Source organism: Maricurvus nonylphenolicus (assembly GCF_042854845.1).
Classification (GTDB): domain Bacteria; phylum Pseudomonadota; class Gammaproteobacteria; order Pseudomonadales; family Cellvibrionaceae; genus Maricurvus; species Maricurvus nonylphenolicus.
Genome location: NZ_AP031498.1, coordinates 3,003,781 through 3,023,738, shown reverse-complemented (window position 1 = coordinate 3,023,738; position 19,958 = coordinate 3,003,781). Strand labels below are relative to the sequence as shown.

Here is a 19,958-nt window from a genome sequence, read left to right as displayed (position 1 = left end):
TTGGGGGTTATTTAGAAACGGTACTCGCCGTTCTTGATTCCTTCAAAAATCTTCTGGGTTAATTCTTGATACGTGCTTTCCCCTGGAAGCAAGACATACGCCGGACCGTCCAATAATTCCATATCAAATCCTTCCTTTTTAAGCGGAGCTTTTTGGTATTTGAACGTCGGGGTTTTCTCCAGTTCAGTTTTAATCCGTACAAAAATGGGCACGGCATATGTGGGTAATTGGCGGTTTAGGTGTTCTAGCAGGGATTGACCATTAAATGTATCTGCATTTTTCTCCAGCTTGAGTGCAATCATGCCAGCCTTGCCGTTCGTCTGGGGTATTTCTACACCATAGGCGACAGATTCGCTAACCGATGCATGTTTATTGGCTGCCTCTTCTACTTGTTGAGTGGAAACGTTTTCACCTTTCCAGCGATAGGTGTCACCGGTTCGATCACAAAATTGAAGTTGCTTGTAGCCTATGTCCTTTAGAACATCGCCGGTATTGAAATAGCTGTCTCCCTGCTTAAATGCATTATTTATGACTTTTGAATCATTTTTTGATTTGTCAGAATAACCATCGAAGGGCGCAATTTCATCAATCTTGCCTAGCAGTAAGCCGGGCTCTCCTTTGCCTGCTTCTATTAGCCGACCTTTGGTATCTTTGATGAGTTCTTCATTTTCCTGATCAAATTTTACTAATTTGTAGGATCCCATAACCATACCGACGGTACTGTTCAGGTTGAAGATATTCAGTGCCATTAAGTTGCCTTCACTGGCACCATAAATTTCATTGACTACTTGAATGCCGAAGCGAGCTTTAAATTCTTCCCAGATTTCTGGTCTTAGCCCATTGCCAACCATAGAGGTTAAGGTGTTGTTCTTTTCAAGGGCAGATTCTGGTTGGTTTAATAAATAGCGGCATAGTTCGCCGACATATCCAAACGATGTTGCTTTGTATTCGGCTATATCTTCCCAGAAGCGGCTTGCACTGAACTTTCTCGCGAGTGCGAGTGAGGCGCCATTACTGATTGCCGCAAACCAGCAGGCAGACAGTGCTGTAATGTGGTACAGCGGCAAGCTGCTGTAGACAATATCTGTAGGAGTGAGGGGGTTTACAACGTGCCCCATAAGTGCAGCTGACTTAAGTGCCCGTTTATGGGTTTGTACAGAGGCTTTGGGAAGGCCAGTGGTTCCTGACGTATAGATGTACCAGCAGGGTTGATCACTCGTCAGTGTGCTGGTGATACCAAGGTTGTCTGTCCGTGCGTCGGCGGATGCTCTAACGATATTTATGTAATCATCGAATTCTCCGCCGGTGTATTCTGTGGTGTCGACATCGGGTACTACAAAAACGGGTAGTTTTATACTCAGTTGGTCTTTTACTGCCTCCAATGCGGATAAGGTTTCTTCGCCGCTGATAACCGCTTTTGAATTCACTAAATTAATGCTGTGTATTAACACAGAGTCTTGTTGTGAGCTATTGATAAGCGCAGCTATACCGCCAAGCTTGGTGATTGCCAGCTGATAGATCAGAAATTCAGGCCGATTTTCCATAAATAGAGCGACAGTGTCCCCCTGGGTGATCCCTTGCCCCTGCAAGTAATGGGCGGCTTTGTTTGCTGCGGTATTAATCACACGGTAGGAAAGTTCACGATCACTGTATTTGATCGCTGTATTATCAGCATATTTAGCGGTTTGTTGCTCAAAGAAGAGGGCGTAAGTCAGATTTTTCATGGCCTCATCGTTTTTGGCCATTTTAAGGACTTTCAGGGCGCCTTTAGCTCTTTTAGTAAAGTGTCGCCTGTTTTTGATTAAGTCGCGAAGCCTGATTGATTGAGTCATTTTCCCGGAGTGTCCTGTGGTGATGTGTGGCTTGCCGGCAATTTGCTGGCATTTGAACTGATCAATCAAAATGGTACCGATGTCCTCTTTGATGTCATTGTCCGGGTGATCAGAAGAGATTTATAAGATGGTCAACGCTTGACGAAACTTGGGCTGATAAGGTCATCCATGACATCTGATATCAAACCTCTAAGCTCTCGATACTCCCTAGTTAATCAATATATTGGTCAATATATTATCTTTAATGTTGATATTTACTGTTTATTGGTTAATATATTGGATGTAGTATGGTTTTTGGAGGCAAAATAAAGGTTATTACTATGAGTTTTGATCAGCTAAGTAACGAAGCGATTTTGCAGGTGCTGGGGGATCGGCTGGAGCGTTATCGTCTGCAGGCCAATATTACCCAGGCGGAGGTTGCGGAAAAAGCTGGCATCTCATTGGGGACCTTAAAGCGGGCCGAAGGCGGCAAGGGGTTATCACTGCTGAATTTGGTGGCTGTGCTGCGAGCCTTGGGTAAGGTCGAGGCTTTGGAGGGCTTCTTACCTGAGCCTCCGCTGGACCCCTTGGCGGTGCGCGACAGGCAGGGACGTTACCGCCAGCGGGCCTCAAAAAAACGCAGCGCTATGCCCGAGCTCGATAATAACTGGTCTTGGGGAGATGAAAGCTGATGGCTGTAGCTGAAATTGCCTCCGAGCAGATAGCTGATGTTGTCCTGTGGGGCACCCGTGTGGGTGTGGTGACCTGGGATGTGGAGCGGCAGTTGGGCTTTTTCCGTTACGATCCGGCTTTTCTGAATGCACCGGTTGAGGTGGCACCTTTGATGATGCCTAAAGCCTCGAAGGTGTATTACTTTGAAACCCTCAATCGAGATAGCTTCAAAGGTTTACCCGGTTTATTGGCCGATGCCTTGCCGGATAAATTCGGTAACCAGTTAATTGATCGCTGGTTGGTGGAGCGGGATCGGGATCCTGCCAGTTTTAGTCCCGTTGAGCGTTTGTGTTATGTCGGCTCGCGGGCGATGGGGGCCTTGGAATTTTATCCGGCAACGGATGGTGTGGATGTTGTCAGTCAAACCCTGCAGGTTGATGAGTTGGTGGCGCTGGCCAATCAGGTGTTGAGTGAGCGTCAGGCGTTTCATACGAATCTAGATAAAGGCGGTAGCGCCCAAGCATTGGAATCTATTTTACAGGTGGGTACTTCTGCGGGTGGTGCACGGGCCAAGGCGGTAATTGCCTGGCACCCGCAAACTGGCGAGGTTCGATCCGGCCAGGTTGATAACAATGAGGGTTTTCAGTACTGGTTACTGAAATTTGATGGTGTGGGCAATAACCGCGATAAAGAGCTGGCCGACCCGCAGGGGTTTGGTCGGCTGGAATATGCCTATTATTTAATGGCGCAGGAAGCTGGCATTAATATGGCCGATTGTCGGTTGATGGAAGAGGGTGGTCGTGCGCATTTTATGACGCGACGGTTTGATCGCCCGGAAGTTGGTGGCAAGTTACATATGCAGTCGTTATGTGCGATGGCGCATTTCGATTTTAATATGGCCGGTGCTTACAGTTATGAGCAGGCGTTGCGGGTGGTGCGTCAGTTGCAGATGGGTGATGAGCATCAGGCGCTGGTGCAGTTGTACCGGCGTATGGTGTTTAATATTGTGGCGCGCAATCAGGATGATCACACCAAAAATATTGCCTTTTTAATGGATCGCCGGGGCAATTGGTCTTTGGCGCCGGCCTTTGATGTGACCTATGCCTATAACCCGGTTGGTGAGTGGACATCGCAGCATCAGATGTCGGCTAATGGTAAGCGTGACAACTTCACGGAAGAGGATTTAATTGCGGTGGGAAAGAAGGCCGATTTAACGGCTGCACGCTCGCGAAAAATTATTGATGAGGTAAAATCCGCCTGCGAGCAGTGGCCACACTTTGCCAAGCAGGCGGGCGTGGATAAGGCATGGCGTGAAGAGGTGCAATCGCACTTTCGATTGATGGTATAAGGCGGTTGATGAATCGCCGGTTAATGTATGAGAAGTATGGAAAATCAGATTATTTATGCGTTTGGCAACGGGCCAAAGGCTACACGGTTTTTAAATTATTTAAAGTCCGGGGAGGTACCCGGGGTTAAAGGCAGTTTGTGTAATGGTGGCCTGTCAGTAAAGGCGCGCTATGCGATGGCGGGTGTTGATGGATTTGATACGACTTGTCAGCAGTTGGATGATTTGGCGGATAGTTTGGGTGGGGTGGAAGCAAGTTAAGTCGAAGTTCGCCATTCCCGCGAAAGCGGGAATCCAGTGTCTTTAGGTACCAACTTGCAGCATAAGTCTATCTATTCAGCTAGAAATACTGCAACTATAAGTTTACTCGATACAGGCTAGCTCTTTGAAAGAAAAGTGGATTCCCGCTTTCGCGGGAATGGCGGTGTAGGGAGTGTGTGCTGAATTTGAAGGGCAGGGTTAGTAATACACTTTTGGGGTGTGCCCCAAGCCTATAGTACTACTCACTTCCTGGCCAAAAGATTGACCGATAGATGCACCCAGTTGTTCACTCAGGCGTTTCAGCAGGGATTTCTGGCCGCCATAAAGAATGATGTCTTCAGCTTCAATAACTTCTCGGGCTACATAACCAGCGCTACCCAGGCCATCAATTAAACCCAGTTCCAAGGCTTGTTCGCCACTCCAGATTAAACCGCTAAAGAGTTTTTCTTCGTCTTTTAGCCGGTCACCGCGGCCTTCTTTAACAACGGTAATAAACTGCTGGTGGATGCTGCCCAGTACGGTTTTCCAAAAATCCACTTCAGAGTCTTTTAGTTCGCTGAAAGGGTCGAGGAAGGCTTTGTGCTCGCCGGCGGTAAAGTGGCGGCGTTCTACGCCCACTTTTTCGAGTGAATCGACAAAGCCAAAGCTGGAGGCGGTTACACCGATGGAACCAACCAGGCTGGCTTTGTCGGCGTAGATTTCATCGGCGGCAGCAGCGATATAGTAACCACCAGATGCGCCCAGGTCGCTGATTACAGCATAGACTTTGGTGTCGGTGTGTTCGGCGCGCAGGCGTTTGATTTCATCGTAGATATATCCCGATTGTACCGGGCTGCCGCCTGGGCTGTTGATGGCGAGGATAATGCCTTCTACGGTTTCTGTATCAAAGGCTTTGCGTAGGGCTCCGGCAACAGCGTTGGCATTTGCCGGCGAGTCTGCGCCAATAGGGCCGTCAATGCGGATAAGGGCGGTGTGTTTTTCTTTGGTACTGGCATCACCAGGTTTGGCGCTGTAGGCCAGAATCAGGATAACAAACAGGTAGGCAAGGGTGGCGAGTTTAAAGAAAACGCCCCAGCGGCGGGCTTTCTTTTGTTCTTCGAAGGTTTCGCCGATGATTTTATCGATCATGCGCCAGTCGCGATGTTCGTCATTGGGGTCAATGTCGTTGCCGCCGTACCACTTTTTCATAGATGCATCCTAAGCTTTGGGTTAAGCATTGTGTCTAAGGTGTAACATCATATCCTACGGGGCGGTTTCGGCAAATACGCCTATAATTTGAGCAGTGCGCAGTAAAGGGAAGAGGTTATGGACTTATTACAAAGAGTGGAAGGCTTGCGGGTAACAGCCTTAATGGTTTTGGGGTTAATGCTGGTAGGTTGTGAATCAGAAAATGAACATTTCTGTGCCAAGTACCAGTATTACTATCGTGAGCTAACGGCTCCAGGTATTTTACCGATTCGAGACTTGCGCGAGCAGCTGGAGAAAGATCTGGCCAAGTCACCGGATTCCGATCCTACAAAGATGGCGTTATTTGTCCTTAACGATATTGAAGCTGATATTAAACCGGAGGCGGAAGAGCCGCGTGATTACTGCATGCGGCGTCAACGTTGGACGCGCTACCGTTAGTGAGGGTTACAGGTGTCGGTGGAGGTTGTTGGCGTTTGCTGCTAGTGTGTCCACTCTTTGAATGCCTATGGCTTTGAATAAATAGAGATTGGGGTGGATCGGGTATGTTTTCCCGGCAGTTTATTGGGGTTTGGATTCTCGTTTGTTGTAATGCGTTAGCGTTTGCTGCAACGCCATTGATGATGTTGGTGGGGAGTTTGGTTGGCGTAAAGCTGGCCCCTTCGGCCGACTGGGCCACTTTACCTATTGCCACCATGGTTATAGGGGCTGCTTTGGGGATTCTTCCGGCTACGCAGGGCATGCAGCGTTTTGGCCGTAAACCCGTTTTCCTGTTTTATCTTTTTTTAGGGCTGCTTAGCTGTTTACTGGCGGCTTATTCTCTCAGTGTCGAAAGCTTTGTATTGTTTTGTGTAGCGTCTGCCATGGTGGGTTTTACCAATGCAGCGGTGCAGCAGTTGCGATTTGCGGCTATGGAGTCGGTGTCACCCGAACAAGGGCCTACGGCGGCTTCGCTGGTGATGTGCGGCGGTATTATTGCGGCGTTTTTAGGGCCGGAGCTGGCGGTGCAGGGGCGTAACTGGTTTGCGACAGAATATGCTGGTTCCTACCTTGCTACAGCGGTGTGTTTTGTTGTGGCTGCGGGTTTAATGATGGTGTTTAGTGAAGTTAAAGCCTCTACGGCAGACGTGGTTGAATCCCGTCGTTCTTTTTTGGCGTTGTTTGGTAATCCGGCGTTTTGTTTAGCCTTGGCTAGCGGTGCGGTCGGTTTTGTCATTATGACCTTTGTGATGACCGCCACGCCCATCAGTATGCATCACCATCACGGTCATAGCTTGATTGATACCAAGTGGGTAATTCAAAGCCATATTGCGGCGATGTTTTTACCTTCGTTATTTACGCCCTGGTTGTTCCGGCGCTTTTCCATCAAGGTGATGATGGTAGCTGGTCTTGTCTGCTATGGATTAACGGTGTTGGTAGGCATGTCCCACACGTCTGTTTCGGGCTTTTGGGTGCAGCTGGTATTGCTGGGGATTGGGTGGAATTTCTTATTTGTATCCGGTACGGCTTTACTGCCTTCGACGTATCTTCCTGGCGAACAGTTTAAAGCTCAGGGTGTTAATGATGTGGTGGTTTTTTCCTGCCAGGCGGTCGCTTCGCTGTCGGCAGGTTGGGCGTTAACGGCCAGCAGTTGGCAGACCTTTTTGTTGATCTGTCTGGTGCCTATGGCGCTGCTGGTGATTTTGTTAATGCTACCTAGCCATTCAAACAGGCTTGCAACCAACGACTGATATCCTGAATCTGCTCCAGACAGACTTCGTGCTGCATGGGGTAGTTGGCGTACTTTGGCTGGTAGCCCATATCAGTCAGGGTACGTTTGGCGCGAATACCTAAGACTTCCGGTACGACCGGATCCTGAGTACCGTGAAAAATATGGATAGGGATTTCTTTGTTGGCTTCATTCGGTTGAATGGATTCCGCGGTGGCGAAGTAGGTTGATAGTGTCATCAAACCTGCCAAGGGTTTGTCATAACTAAGGGCAGCCTGGTAAACCACAGCGCCTCCCTGGGAGAAGCCGGCGAGAATAATGCGATCGCTGGCAATACCACGTTCAATTTCCCGTTCTACTAATTCAATGGTTTTTGCCGCCGAGGTAAGAATCTGGTCTTCGTCGATTTTGCGATCAATATCCATGCTTAAAATATCGTACCAGGCGGGCATTACCATGCCACCGTTAATGGTGACGGGGATTTGTGGCGCATGGGGGAAGATAAAGCGCACTGGCAGGTCTTCGGGTAGCTGCAGGTGTGGCACTATGGGTTCAAAGTCGTGGCCGCTGGCGCCAAGGCCGTGGAGCCAAATAACGCTGGCTGTAGCAGGAGATTGGGGTTCAACTTCGATGCAGGGCAATAATGACATAACATTCACTTCTTAACGTAACTTCTAGTACAAAGACTGGCCAAAAAACGGCGCCCAGCATAGCACGCTGACTTGTGAAATCCGAAAAAACGCGGTACTGTCTCTTTATACAGTGTTTTGCGTTGCGTGAATTGGGGACTGCATGATCCTTTATATTGCCGAAAAGCCCAGCTTGGGCCGTGCTATTGCCGACGGATTATCGGCTTTAAACGGCTTGCCCAAGGCGCGTAAAGGGGAGGGTTGCCTGGAGCTGGCCAATGGCGATGTGGTCAGTTGGTGTATTGGCCACTTGTTAGAGCAAGCGGAGCCCGATGCCTACGACCCTGCCTATAAAGCCTGGAAACACGAAACCCTGCCCATTATTCCACAGCAGTGGAAACTGCAACCCAAGCCCAAAACCCGCAAGCAATTCACGGTGTTAAAAAAGCTGATCAAAAAGGCCGACCACCTGGTGCATGCCGGTGACCCGGATCGGGAGGGGCAATTGTTGGTTGATGAGGTGATTAATTATGCCGGCGTTAGCGAGGCAAAACGCGGCAGTGTTCAGCGTTGTTTAATTAGCGACCTGAATGGTCCCGCGGTGCAGCAGGCACTGCGTCAAATGCGCCCAAACCGTGAATTTATGGCGCTCTCTGTTTCAGCGCTGGCCCGCAGTCGTGCTGATTGGTTATACGGTATTAATATGACCCGCGCTTACACGCTGCAGGGTAAAACGGTGGGTTATCAGGGCGTTTTGTCTGTCGGGCGGGTGCAAACGCCGTTGTTGGGGCTGGTGGTACGACGGGATTTGGAAATTGAAGCTTTTCAGCCACACCCGTATTTTGATGTGTGGGCAAGCTGCCAAAACGATGACAAGCAAACCTTTAAAGCAAAGTGGCAGCCGAGTGAACACTGTCAGGATTATTTGGATGAGCAGGGTAGAAACCTGTCGCGGCCTTTAGCGGAGAATGTTGCCGGTCGCATAGTAGGACAACCTGCCGAAGTGACCAGCTACAAGGTTGCCAACAAAAAACAGGCACCGCCGTTACCGCACAGTTTATCGAGCTTGCAGATAGATGCCAGCAAGGCCTTTGGCATGAGTGCCCAGCAGGTGCTGGATATATGTCAGGCATTGTATGAACGCCATAAGGTGGTTACCTATCCGCGTTCTGATTCACGGCATTTACCGGTTGAGCATCATCGTCAAGCCGGTGATGTGATGCGGGCGGTGACGGATAATTTGCAGTCAGTGCTCTCTTCAGAATCGGGGCTTGGGTTTGGGCAGGCGTTAGAGAGTGCGAACTTTTCGCAGAAATCCAAAGCTTGGAATGATAGTAAGGTAGATGCTCACCATGCAATCATTCCTACCCAGGCGCGCAGTAAATCCTTAAATGCTAATGAATTAAAGGTGTATCAGTTAATTTGCCGCAATTACCTGGCGCAGTTTTTAAGCCACTATCAATTCGAGGATGCCAAGGCCGAGATTACTATTGCCGGTGGTGTATTTGTCGCCAAGGCGAAAAAGCCATTGGAAATGGGTTGGAAGATTATGTTTCCTGTGGCAAAGAAAGGCAGCGCTGCAAGTGAGGGGGAGGACGCTGATCAGTTTAATCGTAGTGGTTTACCTGGGCTGCAAAAAGGGCAGATATTGACCTGTATTGATGCCGACATTGTCGATAAGCAAACCACGCCACCGAAGCCCTTTACCGATGCAACTTTATTGGCAGCTATGACAGGCATTAGTCGATTTGTCGGTGATCCGGCGTTAAGGCAAGTGCTAAAAGAAACTGATGGCTTGGGCACCGAGGCCACCCGCGCCGGTATTATGGAGTTATTGTTTAAGCGTGGTTTTTTAACCCGACAGGGCAAAAGTATTAGAGCTACCCCGGCGGGTAAGGGTTTTATTCAGGCATTACCGGAATCAGCAACTCTGCCAGATATGACCGCGCGTTGGGAGTCTCAGCTAACCGCTATCAGCGAGCGGCTGGCACGTTATGATGATTTGATGTTACCTCTGCAGCAGGAATTGCAGCAGTTGGTAGTGCAAAGTCAGCAGGTGGTGCCATTAGCGTTAAAAGGGCTTTCATCAGGCAAGCCCGCGTACAAACGCAAGCGCAAAGGTAATAAGGGTACAACCACTCGCAAGAAAACCGCAACGGCTAAATCTTAAGATATAATACAGCCTTTGATGTATTGCTAAAGCCTGTTGTTTGAGGACCTGTTGCTGTGACCACCACCGACTCTCATTTCCATAATCAGCATCCCGCTATTGTTGCTACCCGTCGTTGGCTTGAGGATGTAGTAATCGGTTTAAATTTGTGTCCTTTTGCCCATAAGCCCAATCGTCAGGGGCTGATTGATTTGGTGGTGTCTGAGGCTGAGCGTGAAGAAGAGGTCTTGCTGGATTTGCAATCACAAATGCAGCGCCTCGATCAAACCCCTGCGAACCAATTGGAAACTGTGGTGTTGGTGATTAGTAATTGTCTACAGGACTTTGCCGACTACAATCAGTTCCTCGACTGGGTTGATTCGTTAATTGAGCAGTTTGATTGGCAGGGTATTTATCAGGTGGCGAGTTTTCACCCGGATTACCAGTTTGGTGGCACCTTGCCGGAAGATGCAGAAAACCTCACCAACCGAGCCCCTTATCCGCTACTGCATATTATTCGAGAAGACAGTATGGAAAAGGCGCTGGCATCTTACCCTGACAGTGACAAGATTCCGGAAACCAATATTGCTCGCGTAAGTAGTTTGACCGAAGCGGAAGTGGCGAAGTTGTTTCCCTATCTGAATCGCTAATGTCTATTTGGCTTGGCTGATGGCTCTCCAGCAGAAATCCTGGATAGCGCCAATCAGCTGATCTTTTTCAATCGCCAGTCGGTCATCTTCTGCCATGGCCAGTGGACCTACCAGAGATTCGGCAACAACACCCACCAGTGCGGCTGCACTAACGCTGGCTATTTGCTGCGGGCATTCGCCCGAGGCCATACCTTCCTCAATCAAACCCTGCCAAATATCGGCGTAGGCCTTTCGGTAGATCAGACGCTCTGCATCTACCAGGGCATCCACGGGTTCTGCAATCAGGGCGTAGGCCAGGCGGCGGCCCTGAATGGCACGCTCGGCAAATACGCGGATGGAGTAACACAGACGGTCTTTTAGGTTCGTTTGGTTGGTGTCGTGGGTGGCCGAGCGGACCTGTTCCACTTCTTTGATGGTACAAAGCTTAAAAACCTCGGCGCATAGGCTGGCCTTGTCTTTGAAGTATTTGTAGACCGTCCCGGTGGCTATACCGGCTTCCTGCGCTACGGCCTGAATGGTGAGGGCGGCAAAACCTCCCTGGCTAACCAGGCGAATGGCGGCCTCCAGCAGTTGTTTGTGTTGGGCGGCGCGTCGGGCTTCAGTTTTAGCGGTGGGGCGGTAGGCCATTGGGGTTCCTAGTCATGGGGTCCTGACAGTAGTGCTGGCGCACAGTGTAAGGCTTGCAGCGGGCATCTAAAAGCCTTGTTTCAAGGTGTGAATTGTGGTTCACTTTATAAGGTGTGAACTATAATTCACTTCTTTGGGTTTAGCCAGATTGATCCATCCTGATATGCGGATAACTCTGTCTATGCTGTAGGTATCAGCGGCGGTTAAATCCATTTACCTCATTGCCGTACGTACGGAGGAGCCCCATGTCCGAATTTAAGCCATCTACAGCCTATTGGGCTGAAACCCACGAGATTGAAAACCAGTCCTACCCGCTGGAAAACTACAACCTGTACTTGTCCGATACCGCTCTGACGGAGGCGGTAAAGCGCGAAGGCGGGTATTGGGATACCGAGGATTTAACGGCGCTGGGGCAGGATTTGGGTTCGGCTGAGTGGATTGAATTGGGCCATCAGGCCAACCAGAACAAACCTGAGCTACACACTCACGATCGTTATGGTCGCCGTAAAGACGAAGTGAATTTCCATCCTGCGTATCACCGTTTTATGCAGAAATCGATTGAGCATGGCCTGCATTCCTCCCCCTGGACAGACCCCAAGCCTGGCGCCCATGTGGCCCGTGCGGCCAAGTCTTATATGATGTCGCAAGATGAAGCCGGTCACGGCTGTCCGATTACCATGACCATGGCCGCGATTCCCGCGCTGAAGCACCAGCCCGAACTCTATGAGCAGTGGGCGCCAAAGATCATGGCTCGCGAATATGATTTTCGTAATGTCTCACACGAGGAAAAAAATGGTTTGACCATCGGTATGGCCATGACCGAAAAGCAGGGCGGCTCCGATGTGCGACGCAATTCTACGCGCGCAGTCCCTGTAGGTGAGGGTGGCCCAGGCCAAGCTTATGAGTTAGTGGGCCATAAATATTTCGTTTCGGCGCCCATGTGTGATGCCTTCCTGGTATTGGCGCAAGCGCCCGGCGGTTTGTCTTGCTTCCTGTTGCCACGCTGGCGTCCGGACGGCAGCAAGAATCCGCTGCAAATACAGCGTTTAAAAAACAAAATGGGTAATGTTTCTAACGCCTCCAGTGAAACCGAGTTACGTGGAGCTTTAGCTTGGATGGTCGGAGAAGAGGGGCGTGGTGTGCCGACTATTATCGATATGGTGGCCATGACGCGTTTTGATTGTATGGTGGGCTCGTCGGCGTCTATGCGTCAGGGCTTGGCTCAGGTTTTGCACCACTGTGCGCAACGCGAAGCCTTTGGTGATCGCTTGATCGAGAAACCGTTGATGCAGAATGTACTGGCGGATTTAGCCATTGAAAGTGAAGCCGCGCTGATGCTGAGTATGCGCATGGCACGGTCGCTCGATAACCAGCAGGATGAGCACGAGCAGTTGTTAATGCGTATTGGCACCGCCGTGGGTAAGTACTGGATTTGTAAACGCACTCCGGGTCACGCTTACGAGGCGATGGAGTGTATCGGTGGCAGTGGTGTGATGGAAGAGAGTATTTTCCCGCGCCTGTATCGCGAGGCACCGGTAAATGCCATCTGGGAAGGTAGTGGTAATGTGCAGTGCCTGGATATGATTCGTGCTATTCAGCGCACGCCGGGCTCCCTGGATGCCTTTATGCAAGAGGTGGGCAAAGTCCAGGGTAAGGATGCACGCTTGGATGCGTTTGTTGAGAGCTTGCAGGCGGATTTTGCCGACCTTTCTACGCTTGAGTACCGCGCACGTCGCGTTGTAGAAAAAATGGCCCTGGCGCTGCAGGGAAGCCTGTTGTTGCAATTTGGCGATGCCGCAGTAGCTGAAGGGTTCTGTGCTTCGCGCCTAACTGCGGATAATGCTGGTTGGGTCTATGGCACCTTGCCAGAAGGTGTTGATTGCAAGGCGATTATCGATCGAGCGATGCCAAAGCTATAAGTGGATTGCTTCGTTTTGGCGTGATATAAAAAGCCCACAATTACCTGTGGGCTTTTTTATGGCTGTCATTATCGATAACTCCCAGCGTGCACTGAAGAAATACGAGGCTGAACCTCTGGCAATCAAATCCCAGGGAGGGAAATTTGCTCAGGATTTTTATTCACCCTTTGGTCCTCAGATAGCTAAGGCCCGCTTGAGTGACACATTAATCGAACAGTTAAATAGCCAAGTTGATGCGGAGTTTTCTCGCAATGAGAGTCTTCAATCTGGTAGGGAAGTGATATTACCCGATAGTCTTGTGTCTGCCGGTGGTGACGCATCACTGGGTTATATTCTGGCCCAGCATATAATGGGCTATGCCGAAGAAACCGAAGGGCAAAAGGTAAAGTCGCTAGAGTATGAGACCCTTTGGGCGGTTAGTCAGTATGCCAATACGCCGAGTCCTATGCATTTCCACTCCACGGATATTTCTGGCGTATTTTACTTAAAAGTACCAGAGCTAAATGAGAGCGAAGCCTGTGAACAAACCCGTAATTATATTGGCGGGCGAAAAGCCGGTTATTTGAATTTTATGACTGGCGGTAAGCAGGCGTTTAACAAATCGTTGATGAGTGTGAAGCCTGAGGTGGGGGACCTTTATATCTTCCCAGGTTGGCTGCTGCACGGCGTGGAAGCCTTTGCCGGTGAGGGCGAAAGGCGTTCCGTGGCATTTAATGCCAATGTCACTTTTTAAGCACGACTCTCTCTTAATTTACTCAAAAATAAATTAATGTCATACCCGCGTAGGCGGGTATCCAGTGTCTTAGAGCTAACTACGGGCATAGCGTTAGTTGTATAGCTCGGGCAATGCATCATCTGCCTGTTTCTTACCATTGCGTTGCTGCATATTCCGCTTTCTTTCCAGCTCCACCGCCTGTAACAAATTATTCGCATTCCATGCCTGCACTTCATCGTTCTGGTAAAGCGCTGCATCCAGCTCAGCAATAGCACTTTGCAGCGTCCCAGAGTCACTTAACCCAATAATCTGATTAAGGCTACTTAGCCCCGGTTCTTGCCAAAACTGCTGTGCCCAGACAATCAGTGCCTGACGCACGGGTTGTGGCTGTTGGCCTTTACAGCTGGCTTTGAAGGCATTAAAGGCCTGTTTTTCGTTGCTATTGGGTTTACTGGCTTGAGCTGTTACCGGTGCGGGAGCTGATGTGTTCCAGCGCCAAAATAATAGGCCTGCCAGCGCAATGTTCAGAATAATGGATGCAACCGCAACACTTAGCCAAAGGTTAGTGGTTGAGGTTGATATCTGGCGGCTTTCATTGGAGATGTCGATTTGCTCAGGTTGCGCAGGTTGAATAGCTGTCTGCCCGTCAGCCGGAGCAACTTGTATGGTTTGTACCGGCAGGCTCACTTCACGAATACGGTTGGCTTCGGTATCCCACCAACTCACCACTACGGCTGGAAGGGTAAAGTTGCCTGGGCGAGTGGGAACAATCGCATAACTTTCGGTTCTGATACCTGTAATGCCCGTATTGCTAACGCTATCTTCCGTTTGCGGTTGATCCGGGTAGTACTTAATGCCGCTTTGTTCTGTGATGGTCAGAGGAGGCAGTTGGGCAGCGCTAAGTCCTTTGGCCGTTAGGGTGATAGTACGGGTAATCGGTTCACCCACGGTAAATTGATCAGGGGCTGTGCTCCAGCTTTGTTCCAGGCTCAAATTACTGGCAGGTAACCAAGTGGCAGCAGGATAGTTGTCTGGTTGTGGCATAACGGGAATAATTTTCTCAGGTGCATGTAAGCGCAAGCGTTTGCCACCGCGCTTAAAGAACGGATCGCGACCAAAGGGGTCCTGGCGCATATCTTCCAGTGTGACGGTGTAATTTAACCGTGGAATCGTCAGCTCACCACTGCTTTGCGGGAAGATGGCATACACACTTTCAACCACCAGGTGGTTGCGGCCGTTAATACGGCGCTGGTATTGGTTTTCACCGACTTGTTTTACAACCGCGCCGGGAATTTTAAGCTCATCGGCATTCAGACCTTGCAGATTAACCGAGGTGATTAAGCGCACGGTATAGAGCAGTTGCTCCTGCACAAACAGTTGTTTTTTATCGATGCTGCTATCGATAAATACGGGTTTGTCGCTACTTGCTGTGCTACTACCGGATCCCGCCGATAGCACTTCTACATTAATAGCCTGGCTGCTTACACCTTTAAAACTCAGTGCCGGGATTTGCAGCTTACCGGTACGTTTAGGCGCGAGCATTAGTCGCCACTGGGTATAGGATTCTACCTGGCCATTTATGCTGCGGTATTGGTTGCTCTGGGAATTACTGAGAATGTCGAAATCATTTTTCAGTATGTCAAAGTCAGGTTTGCCGAAGGCTACCTGTTCGTTGTAGCGAACCTGTAGGTTAAGGGTTTCTTCTTCTGTAATCTTGTTTCTGTCTACCTGTGCAGACAGCGTGGCTGCATATGCCTGGACACTGAAAAGCATCAGCAGGGTGCTGATAACGGTCAGTTTGCAGATTCTTGTCATTACCATCATTACCATCTTTTATTGGCTTCGTTCTCGGGGGGCTCCCAAGTGCCCGCTCGGTATTGCTTACGGCGCAAGTTGTGCTGATATTGCAGCTTGCGCTTCATTAGACCGCTAGGATCGTCAGGGACTTTACGTAACCATTGCTCAAGGGCCTGATCCGATTCGCTTTGCTCGCCCGTTTCCTGAGCGGCCATTTGTTGTTCGTTTGCCTGTTGTTCCTCTGCAGGGGTTGTCTCCTGAGGTTGTTGGCCTTGTTGTTGCTCGGTCTTGTCTTGTTGTGATTCGTTAGCTTGTTGTTTCTGTTGCTGAGTCTGTTCTCGCTGCTGATCAGTTTGACCATTTTGCTGTTGCGATTGATTGTCTTGCTGTTGGTTTTCTTGCTTTTGATCGTTTGAAGACTGTTGCTGACCTTGGTTCTGTTGATCTTGGCCCTGCTGATTTTGCTTGTTTTTTTGGTCTTGGCTTTCTTGGTTCTGTCCCTGCTGGCCCTGATCTTGTTGATCCTGGTTTTGCTGATTTTGATCCTGGTTCTGGCCTTGACCCTGTTGGTTTTGTTGTTGCTCTTGCTGCTGTTTTAACTGTTCAACCAGTTCTTTGTTGGTTTGTGCATCCGGATGCTCTGGATCCAATTGCAGGGCTTGTTTGTAAGCTTCAATGGCTTGATCAAATTGTTGTTGTTTGGCCAGGGCATTACCGCGGTTATAGTGCGCTTTGGCACTGTCTTCCTGACCGTAGAGTTCTGCGGCTTTATTGTAGTCGCCGTTTTTGTAATGAGCTGAGGCTTTCCATTGGCTATCTTCAAAGGCTTCGGCAGCTGCCTGGGGCTGTTCTTGTTCGAGCAGTTTTTGTCCCTGTTGATCTTTACGTTGCCACAGATCGTCCCAACCAAAGGCGTAGCTGGTTTGTGGTGTTAAGGTGCCCGCGCTAAACATCACAACTGCCATGGCAGCTGCCCAGCCGCGACGGAAGGCAAAGGCAACAAAGGGTAGAAGAAATAGGGCGAGGTATGGGCCGCGTTCAAACCAGATATCAAACTGCCGTTCTAGTTCACGGGTGCGCTTATCCATCATATCCGGTTGAGCAGTAAGTGCGCTGAGATCTGTATCGGTTGCACTCAATAGACGAAAGATACCGCCGTTGTCCTGGGCAAGTGATTTCAAGTTACGGCTAACGAGTTTGGCGACGACAATGGCACCATCCTGTTTCGCAAAACCGCCTTGACGGATGGGAATAGGAGCCCCAGCATCGGTACCTACACCCAGCACGGATAAGCGATAGGCCGAGGTTAATGTGTTGCTAATGCTTTTAACCGCAGGCTGCTCAACCCCATCGGTAATTAACAGTAGCTCGCCGCGTTGTAATCCCGCATCGGCTAACAGCTGCAACCCCAACTCAACAGCCATTTCGGTGTTACTGCCTTGCAGAGGCATTATATCCGGACTTAATGCGGGCAGAAGGCTGATTAACGTCTGAGTGTCGTCGGTAAGTGGCGTAATGATATGTGCCTCGCCGCCGTAGGCGATCAACGCGGTTAAGCCTTCTTTGCGTTCTTTTAGCAGGTCTATGAGTTTGAGGCGGGCTCGCACCAGCCGTGAAGGTTTTAAATCTTCAGCATGCATGGACGGTGACAGATCGAGCAAAACAACCAGCGCACTTTCGGTTTTATGGATAGGCTGCGGAATTTTTTCCCAGGTGGGGCCGGCCAATGCCAGGCAGGTAAGTATCCAGCCTGCCAGTAAGCCAATCAAAGGTAGTTTTTGTTGTTTTTGCAGTTTGCCTTCCAGCAAGTGTGGCAGCAGTTCGGGGGCTATGATCTGCTTCCAGTTACCACGTCTTTGTTGACCGCGCCAAAGCAGAGCAATAGCCAGCAAGCTGATTGGGATTCCCAGTAACCAGAAAGGGCGCAGCCATTGGAATTCCTGCCAGATAGTTAAAAGTTCTTGGCTATCCATCAGGCATTCTCCTGCGTACGACTTAAGCGCTGAGCACTTTGCAGTAGGGGTGGTAATAGCGCCATCAACACACTTAATAGTAAAGCCACCCCTAGTGGCCAGTGGTAGAGAGATTTACTGGGGCGAAAAACTTCCGCTTCCTGCTCGATAGGCTCTAAACGATCAAGTTCCACATAAATCTCTGCCAAGTCCTGTGGGCTGCGCGCACGGAAGTAGCGACCTCCGGTTTGCTGGGCAATGGATGTTAAGGTTGCCTCATCCAGATCTCGAGACGGATTGATTTTACGGCTGCCAAAACTGGAGCCAAATAACCCGGGGCGATGCATTTCGTCAGCACCGATACCAATGGTGTAAATCTTTACCTTGGCCTGTGCAGCCAAGCTAGCGGCTTGCAATGGCTCAACCTGGCCTGAGGTATTGGCACCGTCAGTAAGAAGAATCAGTACGCGGCTGTCTTCCGGGCGATCACGCAGGCGTTTTACTGACAAGCCTATGGCGTCGCCAATCGCTGTTTTTTCGCCGGCAAAACCCAATTGCGCTTCGTGTAAAAGCTGTTTAACGGTTTGGCGGTCAAAAGTCAGCGGGGCTTGCAGGTAGGCGTTACTGCCAAACAGCACTAAGCCCAGGCGATCACTTTGGCGGCGTTCGACAAAATCACCGACGACAGCTTTAACCGTTGTCAGGCGATCAGCCATCTCGCCATTCCAATTCATATCAGCCGTTTCCATACTGCCGGAGATATCCACGGCTAACAGCAAGTCACGGCCACTGGCAGGCAGATTAATCGGCTCACCAATCCATGTGGGTCGGGCGCAAGCCAATAAGAGTAGAGCCCATATCAGCCACAGCAGCCCAAGGTTAATGCGACTGCTGTCGATACGAGAGGTTTGCGGTGAATCGATATGTTGCAGGTCATTAAAAAATGGTACCAGCAGGGCGGCGTCCTGGCGGGCGGCCGTTGGCCATAAAAAACGGATTATCAAAGGCAGGGGCAGAAGGGCAAAAATCCATAAAAATTCCAGCGTTAGCATTTATGCGGCCTCCGCTATTGAATTTGCCTGTTGGATGGCTTGTGCGCTGTGCATCTTGATCCATGTGGTGCAACGGGTCTTCAGGGTATCAATATCTGCAGCTGAAAGCTTGCTAGGGTCTTGATAGGGGCCTTGCGCTAATAGCGTAAACGTATCTGCAGAAAGTTGAGGACAGCTTGAATGTAAAAAATTAACCCACTGGTCGCCGTTAAGAGAGGCAACCTGATGGTCGGGATAGGCGACCATGGCAACACGTTTTAGCAGGGCGTTAATATCGGTTAAAGGATTATCCTGATAGTTCAGTTGTTGTAACTCTTGCAAGGCTTGCTGGCGATAACGATTTATTTTTTTCTGTTGCGCAAACCATATGCCCCCCCAAATCACAAACGCTACCAAAATAGCGGCAAGTATCCACCAGCCCGGTGCCGGTGGCCATGCGCTGATGGCATCCGGTAAATGGATGTCTTTTAGCTGGGCGAGGGGGTCTTGTTGTTGCGGCATCTGGGTATTTAACGGCGGCATGCTCTGGCCCCCAGTTGCTGTTGTAATAAGGTAATAGGGTTGTCAGTAGTTGATACAGGCAGTAGCCCTAACCCCAGTTGGCCGCTCAGATGTTTAAGGTTCTTTTGTTGCTGCTGAAAATGTGCTTGATAACGTGCTTGCGAGTTGCTGCTATCAATTTGTTTACGTTGTACGCCATCGCTAACCGTTAATAGCTTGTTAGTCGGTAAAGTCGCCTCCAAAGGGTCATGAATCGGCAATAAGGTGATTTCGCAGTGCCGACTCAGCTGGTAGAGCTGTTCACGGCAGTCTTCATCGAGATCGTGAAAGTCGCTGATAATAAACAGGGCGCTACCGGGTTTGGCAATACGGCGCAGATCGCTCAGGCGTTGTGATAAAGGCTGAGCCGCTTTTTCTGCAAGCGGAGACTGTAGTCCCTGATTAAATTCATGCAATCCACGTAACAGCGCAAGTAGGCTGTGGCGACTGCGCTTGGGACGTAAATCCTGTTCGTTCACATCATTAAAAATTAGACCGCCAATACGGTCATTGTTTTTAAGGGCAGCCCAGGCGATTAATGCCGCGCAATAACAGGCGGTAACCGATTTAAAGCACGTCTGGCTGCCAAAAAACATCGCTGGACGCTGATCTGTTACAACCAGCACCGGGCGTTCACGCTCTTCACGGTAGAGTTTGGTGTGGGGCACTTGAGTGCGTGCCGTTACTCGCCAGTCGATTGAGCGAATATCGTCACCGGCCTGATAGTGGCGAACTTCCTCAAACTCCATACCACGGCCGCGAAAGCGCGTGCGGGTTTGACCTGCCTGTAAAGACTGGCTGAGTTTACGGGCGCTCAAATCCAGATCCTGAGCGCAGAAACGCAGCTGGATCATGGCTTCCAAGTCGACATAGGGGCCAGTTGGCGCTCTTAGCGCCTGGAGTTGTTCTGTTGCCGTTGTAGTTGTGGACATAGCGCTTGTCGGCA

At 50.0% G+C, this 19,958-nt stretch carries 18 protein-coding genes; 9 read left to right on the top strand and 9 right to left on the bottom strand.

Going from position 1 to position 19,958, the window contains the following annotated elements:
• Window positions 1–11 precede the first annotated feature (11 nt).
• Entirely contained in the window at window positions 12–1,901 is a 1,890-nt protein-coding gene (locus tag ACGHZ6_RS13230) for a long-chain-acyl-CoA synthetase (protein WP_390614436.1), read from the bottom strand.
• 251 nt (window positions 1,902–2,152) lie between these two features.
• On the opposite strand from ACGHZ6_RS13230, the gene ACGHZ6_RS13225 reads away from it, so the two are divergent.
• From ACGHZ6_RS13225 to ACGHZ6_RS13215, 3 genes are read left to right on the top strand one after another with little or no spacing between them, the layout of a single operon-like run.
• Window positions 2,153–2,503, top strand: coding sequence for a helix-turn-helix domain-containing protein (locus ACGHZ6_RS13225; RefSeq protein ID WP_390614435.1), 351 nt, complete (start codon window positions 2,153–2,155; stop codon window positions 2,501–2,503).
• Window positions 2,503–3,831 (top strand): type II toxin-antitoxin system HipA family toxin, encoded by a 1,329-nt coding sequence (locus ACGHZ6_RS13220; protein WP_390614434.1) that lies wholly within the window; start codon window positions 2,503–2,505, stop codon window positions 3,829–3,831. Before ACGHZ6_RS13225 ends, ACGHZ6_RS13220 begins: the two co-directional genes overlap by 1 nt.
• Before the next feature lie 36 nt (window positions 3,832–3,867).
• Window positions 3,868–4,089 carry a hypothetical protein gene (locus ACGHZ6_RS13215; RefSeq protein WP_390614433.1) on the top strand — a complete coding sequence of 74 codons (222 nt, stop codon included), beginning with the start codon at window positions 3,868–3,870 and terminating at the stop codon, window positions 4,087–4,089.
• 198 nt (window positions 4,090–4,287) lie between these two features.
• Here the strand turns inward: ACGHZ6_RS13215 and sppA are convergent, their stop codons facing one another.
• Window positions 4,288–5,277 carry a signal peptide peptidase SppA gene (gene sppA, locus ACGHZ6_RS13210; RefSeq protein ID WP_390614432.1) on the bottom strand — a complete coding sequence of 330 codons (990 nt, stop codon included), beginning with the start codon at window positions 5,275–5,277 and terminating at the stop codon, window positions 4,288–4,290.
• 117 nt (window positions 5,278–5,394) lie between these two features.
• On the opposite strand from sppA, the gene ACGHZ6_RS13205 reads away from it, so the two are divergent.
• On the top strand, window positions 5,395–5,715 hold the full coding sequence (locus tag ACGHZ6_RS13205) for a hypothetical protein (RefSeq protein WP_390614431.1): 321 nt from the start codon (window positions 5,395–5,397) through the stop codon (window positions 5,713–5,715).
• 104 nt (window positions 5,716–5,819) lie between these two features.
• The gene (locus ACGHZ6_RS13200) at window positions 5,820–7,004 is read left to right on the top strand and encodes an MFS transporter (protein WP_390614430.1); all 1,185 of its coding nucleotides are present in this window, start codon (window positions 5,820–5,822) and stop codon (window positions 7,002–7,004) included.
• On the opposite strand, the gene ACGHZ6_RS13195 is transcribed toward ACGHZ6_RS13200, so the two are convergent.
• Window positions 6,970–7,632 carry an alpha/beta hydrolase gene (locus ACGHZ6_RS13195; protein ID WP_390614429.1) on the bottom strand — a complete coding sequence of 221 codons (663 nt, stop codon included), beginning with the start codon at window positions 7,630–7,632 and terminating at the stop codon, window positions 6,970–6,972. The genes ACGHZ6_RS13200 and ACGHZ6_RS13195 overlap by 35 nt on opposite strands.
• A gap of 142 nt (window positions 7,633–7,774) precedes the next feature.
• On the opposite strand from ACGHZ6_RS13195, the gene ACGHZ6_RS13190 reads away from it, so the two are divergent.
• Together ACGHZ6_RS13190 and ACGHZ6_RS13185 are read left to right on the top strand one after the other, a co-directional pair.
• Window positions 7,775–9,781, top strand: coding sequence for a DNA topoisomerase III (locus ACGHZ6_RS13190; protein WP_390614428.1), 2,007 nt, complete (start codon window positions 7,775–7,777; stop codon window positions 9,779–9,781).
• Window positions 9,782–9,837: 56 nt separating this feature from the next.
• Window positions 9,838–10,410, top strand: a complete 573-nt coding sequence (locus ACGHZ6_RS13185; RefSeq protein ID WP_390614427.1) for a DUF1415 domain-containing protein — start codon at window positions 9,838–9,840, stop codon at window positions 10,408–10,410.
• Window positions 10,411–10,413: 3 nt separating this feature from the next.
• Here the strand turns inward: ACGHZ6_RS13185 and ACGHZ6_RS13180 are convergent, their stop codons facing one another.
• Window positions 10,414–11,037 carry a TetR/AcrR family transcriptional regulator gene (locus ACGHZ6_RS13180; protein WP_390614426.1) on the bottom strand — a complete coding sequence of 208 codons (624 nt, stop codon included), beginning with the start codon at window positions 11,035–11,037 and terminating at the stop codon, window positions 10,414–10,416.
• A gap of 245 nt (window positions 11,038–11,282) precedes the next feature.
• Here ACGHZ6_RS13180 and ACGHZ6_RS13175 point away from each other — a divergent pair, with 245 nt between their 5' ends.
• Both ACGHZ6_RS13175 and ACGHZ6_RS13170 read left to right on the top strand, forming a co-directional pair.
• Complete coding sequence (locus ACGHZ6_RS13175) at window positions 11,283–12,956, top strand: isovaleryl-CoA dehydrogenase (protein WP_390614425.1); 1,674 nt, start codon at window positions 11,283–11,285, stop codon at window positions 12,954–12,956.
• 58 nt (window positions 12,957–13,014) lie between these two features.
• Window positions 13,015–13,689 carry a putative 2OG-Fe(II) oxygenase gene (locus ACGHZ6_RS13170; protein ID WP_390614424.1) on the top strand — a complete coding sequence of 225 codons (675 nt, stop codon included), beginning with the start codon at window positions 13,015–13,017 and terminating at the stop codon, window positions 13,687–13,689.
• Between the two features lie 93 nt (window positions 13,690–13,782).
• Here ACGHZ6_RS13170 and ACGHZ6_RS13165 read toward each other — a convergent pair whose 3' ends face one another.
• The 5 genes from ACGHZ6_RS13165 to ACGHZ6_RS13145 are packed head-to-tail and all read right to left on the bottom strand — an operon-like array spanning window position 13,783 to window position 19,944.
• Window positions 13,783–15,495, bottom strand: a complete 1,713-nt coding sequence (locus ACGHZ6_RS13165; protein ID WP_390614423.1) for a BatD family protein — start codon at window positions 15,493–15,495, stop codon at window positions 13,783–13,785.
• Window positions 15,495–17,441, bottom strand: coding sequence for a VWA domain-containing protein (locus ACGHZ6_RS13160; RefSeq protein ID WP_390614422.1), 1,947 nt, complete (start codon window positions 17,439–17,441; stop codon window positions 15,495–15,497). The genes ACGHZ6_RS13165 and ACGHZ6_RS13160 overlap by 1 nt, the downstream gene beginning before the upstream one ends.
• Entirely contained in the window at window positions 17,441–18,472 is a 1,032-nt protein-coding gene (locus ACGHZ6_RS13155; protein WP_390614421.1) for a VWA domain-containing protein, read from the bottom strand. The genes ACGHZ6_RS13160 and ACGHZ6_RS13155 overlap by 1 nt, the downstream gene beginning before the upstream one ends.
• Window positions 18,473–18,994, bottom strand: coding sequence for a DUF4381 domain-containing protein (locus ACGHZ6_RS13150; RefSeq protein WP_390614420.1), 522 nt, complete (start codon window positions 18,992–18,994; stop codon window positions 18,473–18,475).
• Window positions 18,982–19,944 (bottom strand): DUF58 domain-containing protein, encoded by a 963-nt coding sequence (locus tag ACGHZ6_RS13145; RefSeq protein WP_390614419.1) that lies wholly within the window; start codon window positions 19,942–19,944, stop codon window positions 18,982–18,984. The genes ACGHZ6_RS13150 and ACGHZ6_RS13145 overlap by 13 nt, the downstream gene beginning before the upstream one ends.
• Between the last annotated feature and the right edge of the window lie 14 nt (window positions 19,945–19,958).

Excerpts from the sequence above, each read along its gene's own strand:
- ACGHZ6_RS13225 (WP_390614435.1), top strand. The coding sequence starts at position 2,153 with ATGAGTTTTGATCAGCTAAGTAACGAAGCGATTTTGCAGGTGCTGGGG.
- ACGHZ6_RS13220 (WP_390614434.1), top strand. The coding sequence starts at position 2,503 with ATGGCTGTAGCTGAAATTGCCTCCGAGCAGATAGCTGATGTTGTCCTG.
- ACGHZ6_RS13215 (WP_390614433.1), top strand. The coding sequence starts at position 3,868 with ATGGAAAATCAGATTATTTATGCGTTTGGCAACGGGCCAAAGGCTACA.
- sppA (WP_390614432.1), bottom strand. The coding sequence starts at position 5,277 with ATGAAAAAGTGGTACGGCGGCAACGACATTGACCCCAATGACGAACAT.
- ACGHZ6_RS13205 (WP_390614431.1), top strand. The coding sequence starts at position 5,395 with ATGGACTTATTACAAAGAGTGGAAGGCTTGCGGGTAACAGCCTTAATG.
- ACGHZ6_RS13200 (WP_390614430.1), top strand. The coding sequence starts at position 5,820 with ATGTTTTCCCGGCAGTTTATTGGGGTTTGGATTCTCGTTTGTTGTAAT.
- ACGHZ6_RS13195 (WP_390614429.1), bottom strand. The coding sequence starts at position 7,632 with ATGTCATTATTGCCCTGCATCGAAGTTGAACCCCAATCTCCTGCTACA.
- ACGHZ6_RS13190 (WP_390614428.1), top strand. The coding sequence starts at position 7,775 with ATGATCCTTTATATTGCCGAAAAGCCCAGCTTGGGCCGTGCTATTGCC.
- ACGHZ6_RS13180 (WP_390614426.1), bottom strand. The coding sequence starts at position 11,037 with ATGGCCTACCGCCCCACCGCTAAAACTGAAGCCCGACGCGCCGCCCAA.
- ACGHZ6_RS13175 (WP_390614425.1), top strand. The coding sequence starts at position 11,283 with ATGTCCGAATTTAAGCCATCTACAGCCTATTGGGCTGAAACCCACGAG.
- ACGHZ6_RS13170 (WP_390614424.1), top strand. The coding sequence starts at position 13,015 with ATGGCTGTCATTATCGATAACTCCCAGCGTGCACTGAAGAAATACGAG.
- ACGHZ6_RS13165 (WP_390614423.1), bottom strand. The coding sequence starts at position 15,495 with ATGATGGTAATGACAAGAATCTGCAAACTGACCGTTATCAGCACCCTG.
- ACGHZ6_RS13160 (WP_390614422.1), bottom strand. The coding sequence starts at position 17,441 with ATGGATAGCCAAGAACTTTTAACTATCTGGCAGGAATTCCAATGGCTG.
- ACGHZ6_RS13155 (WP_390614421.1), bottom strand. The coding sequence starts at position 18,472 with ATGCTAACGCTGGAATTTTTATGGATTTTTGCCCTTCTGCCCCTGCCT.
- ACGHZ6_RS13150 (WP_390614420.1), bottom strand. The coding sequence starts at position 18,994 with ATGCCGCCGTTAAATACCCAGATGCCGCAACAACAAGACCCCCTCGCC.
- ACGHZ6_RS13145 (WP_390614419.1), bottom strand. The coding sequence starts at position 19,944 with ATGTCCACAACTACAACGGCAACAGAACAACTCCAGGCGCTAAGAGCG.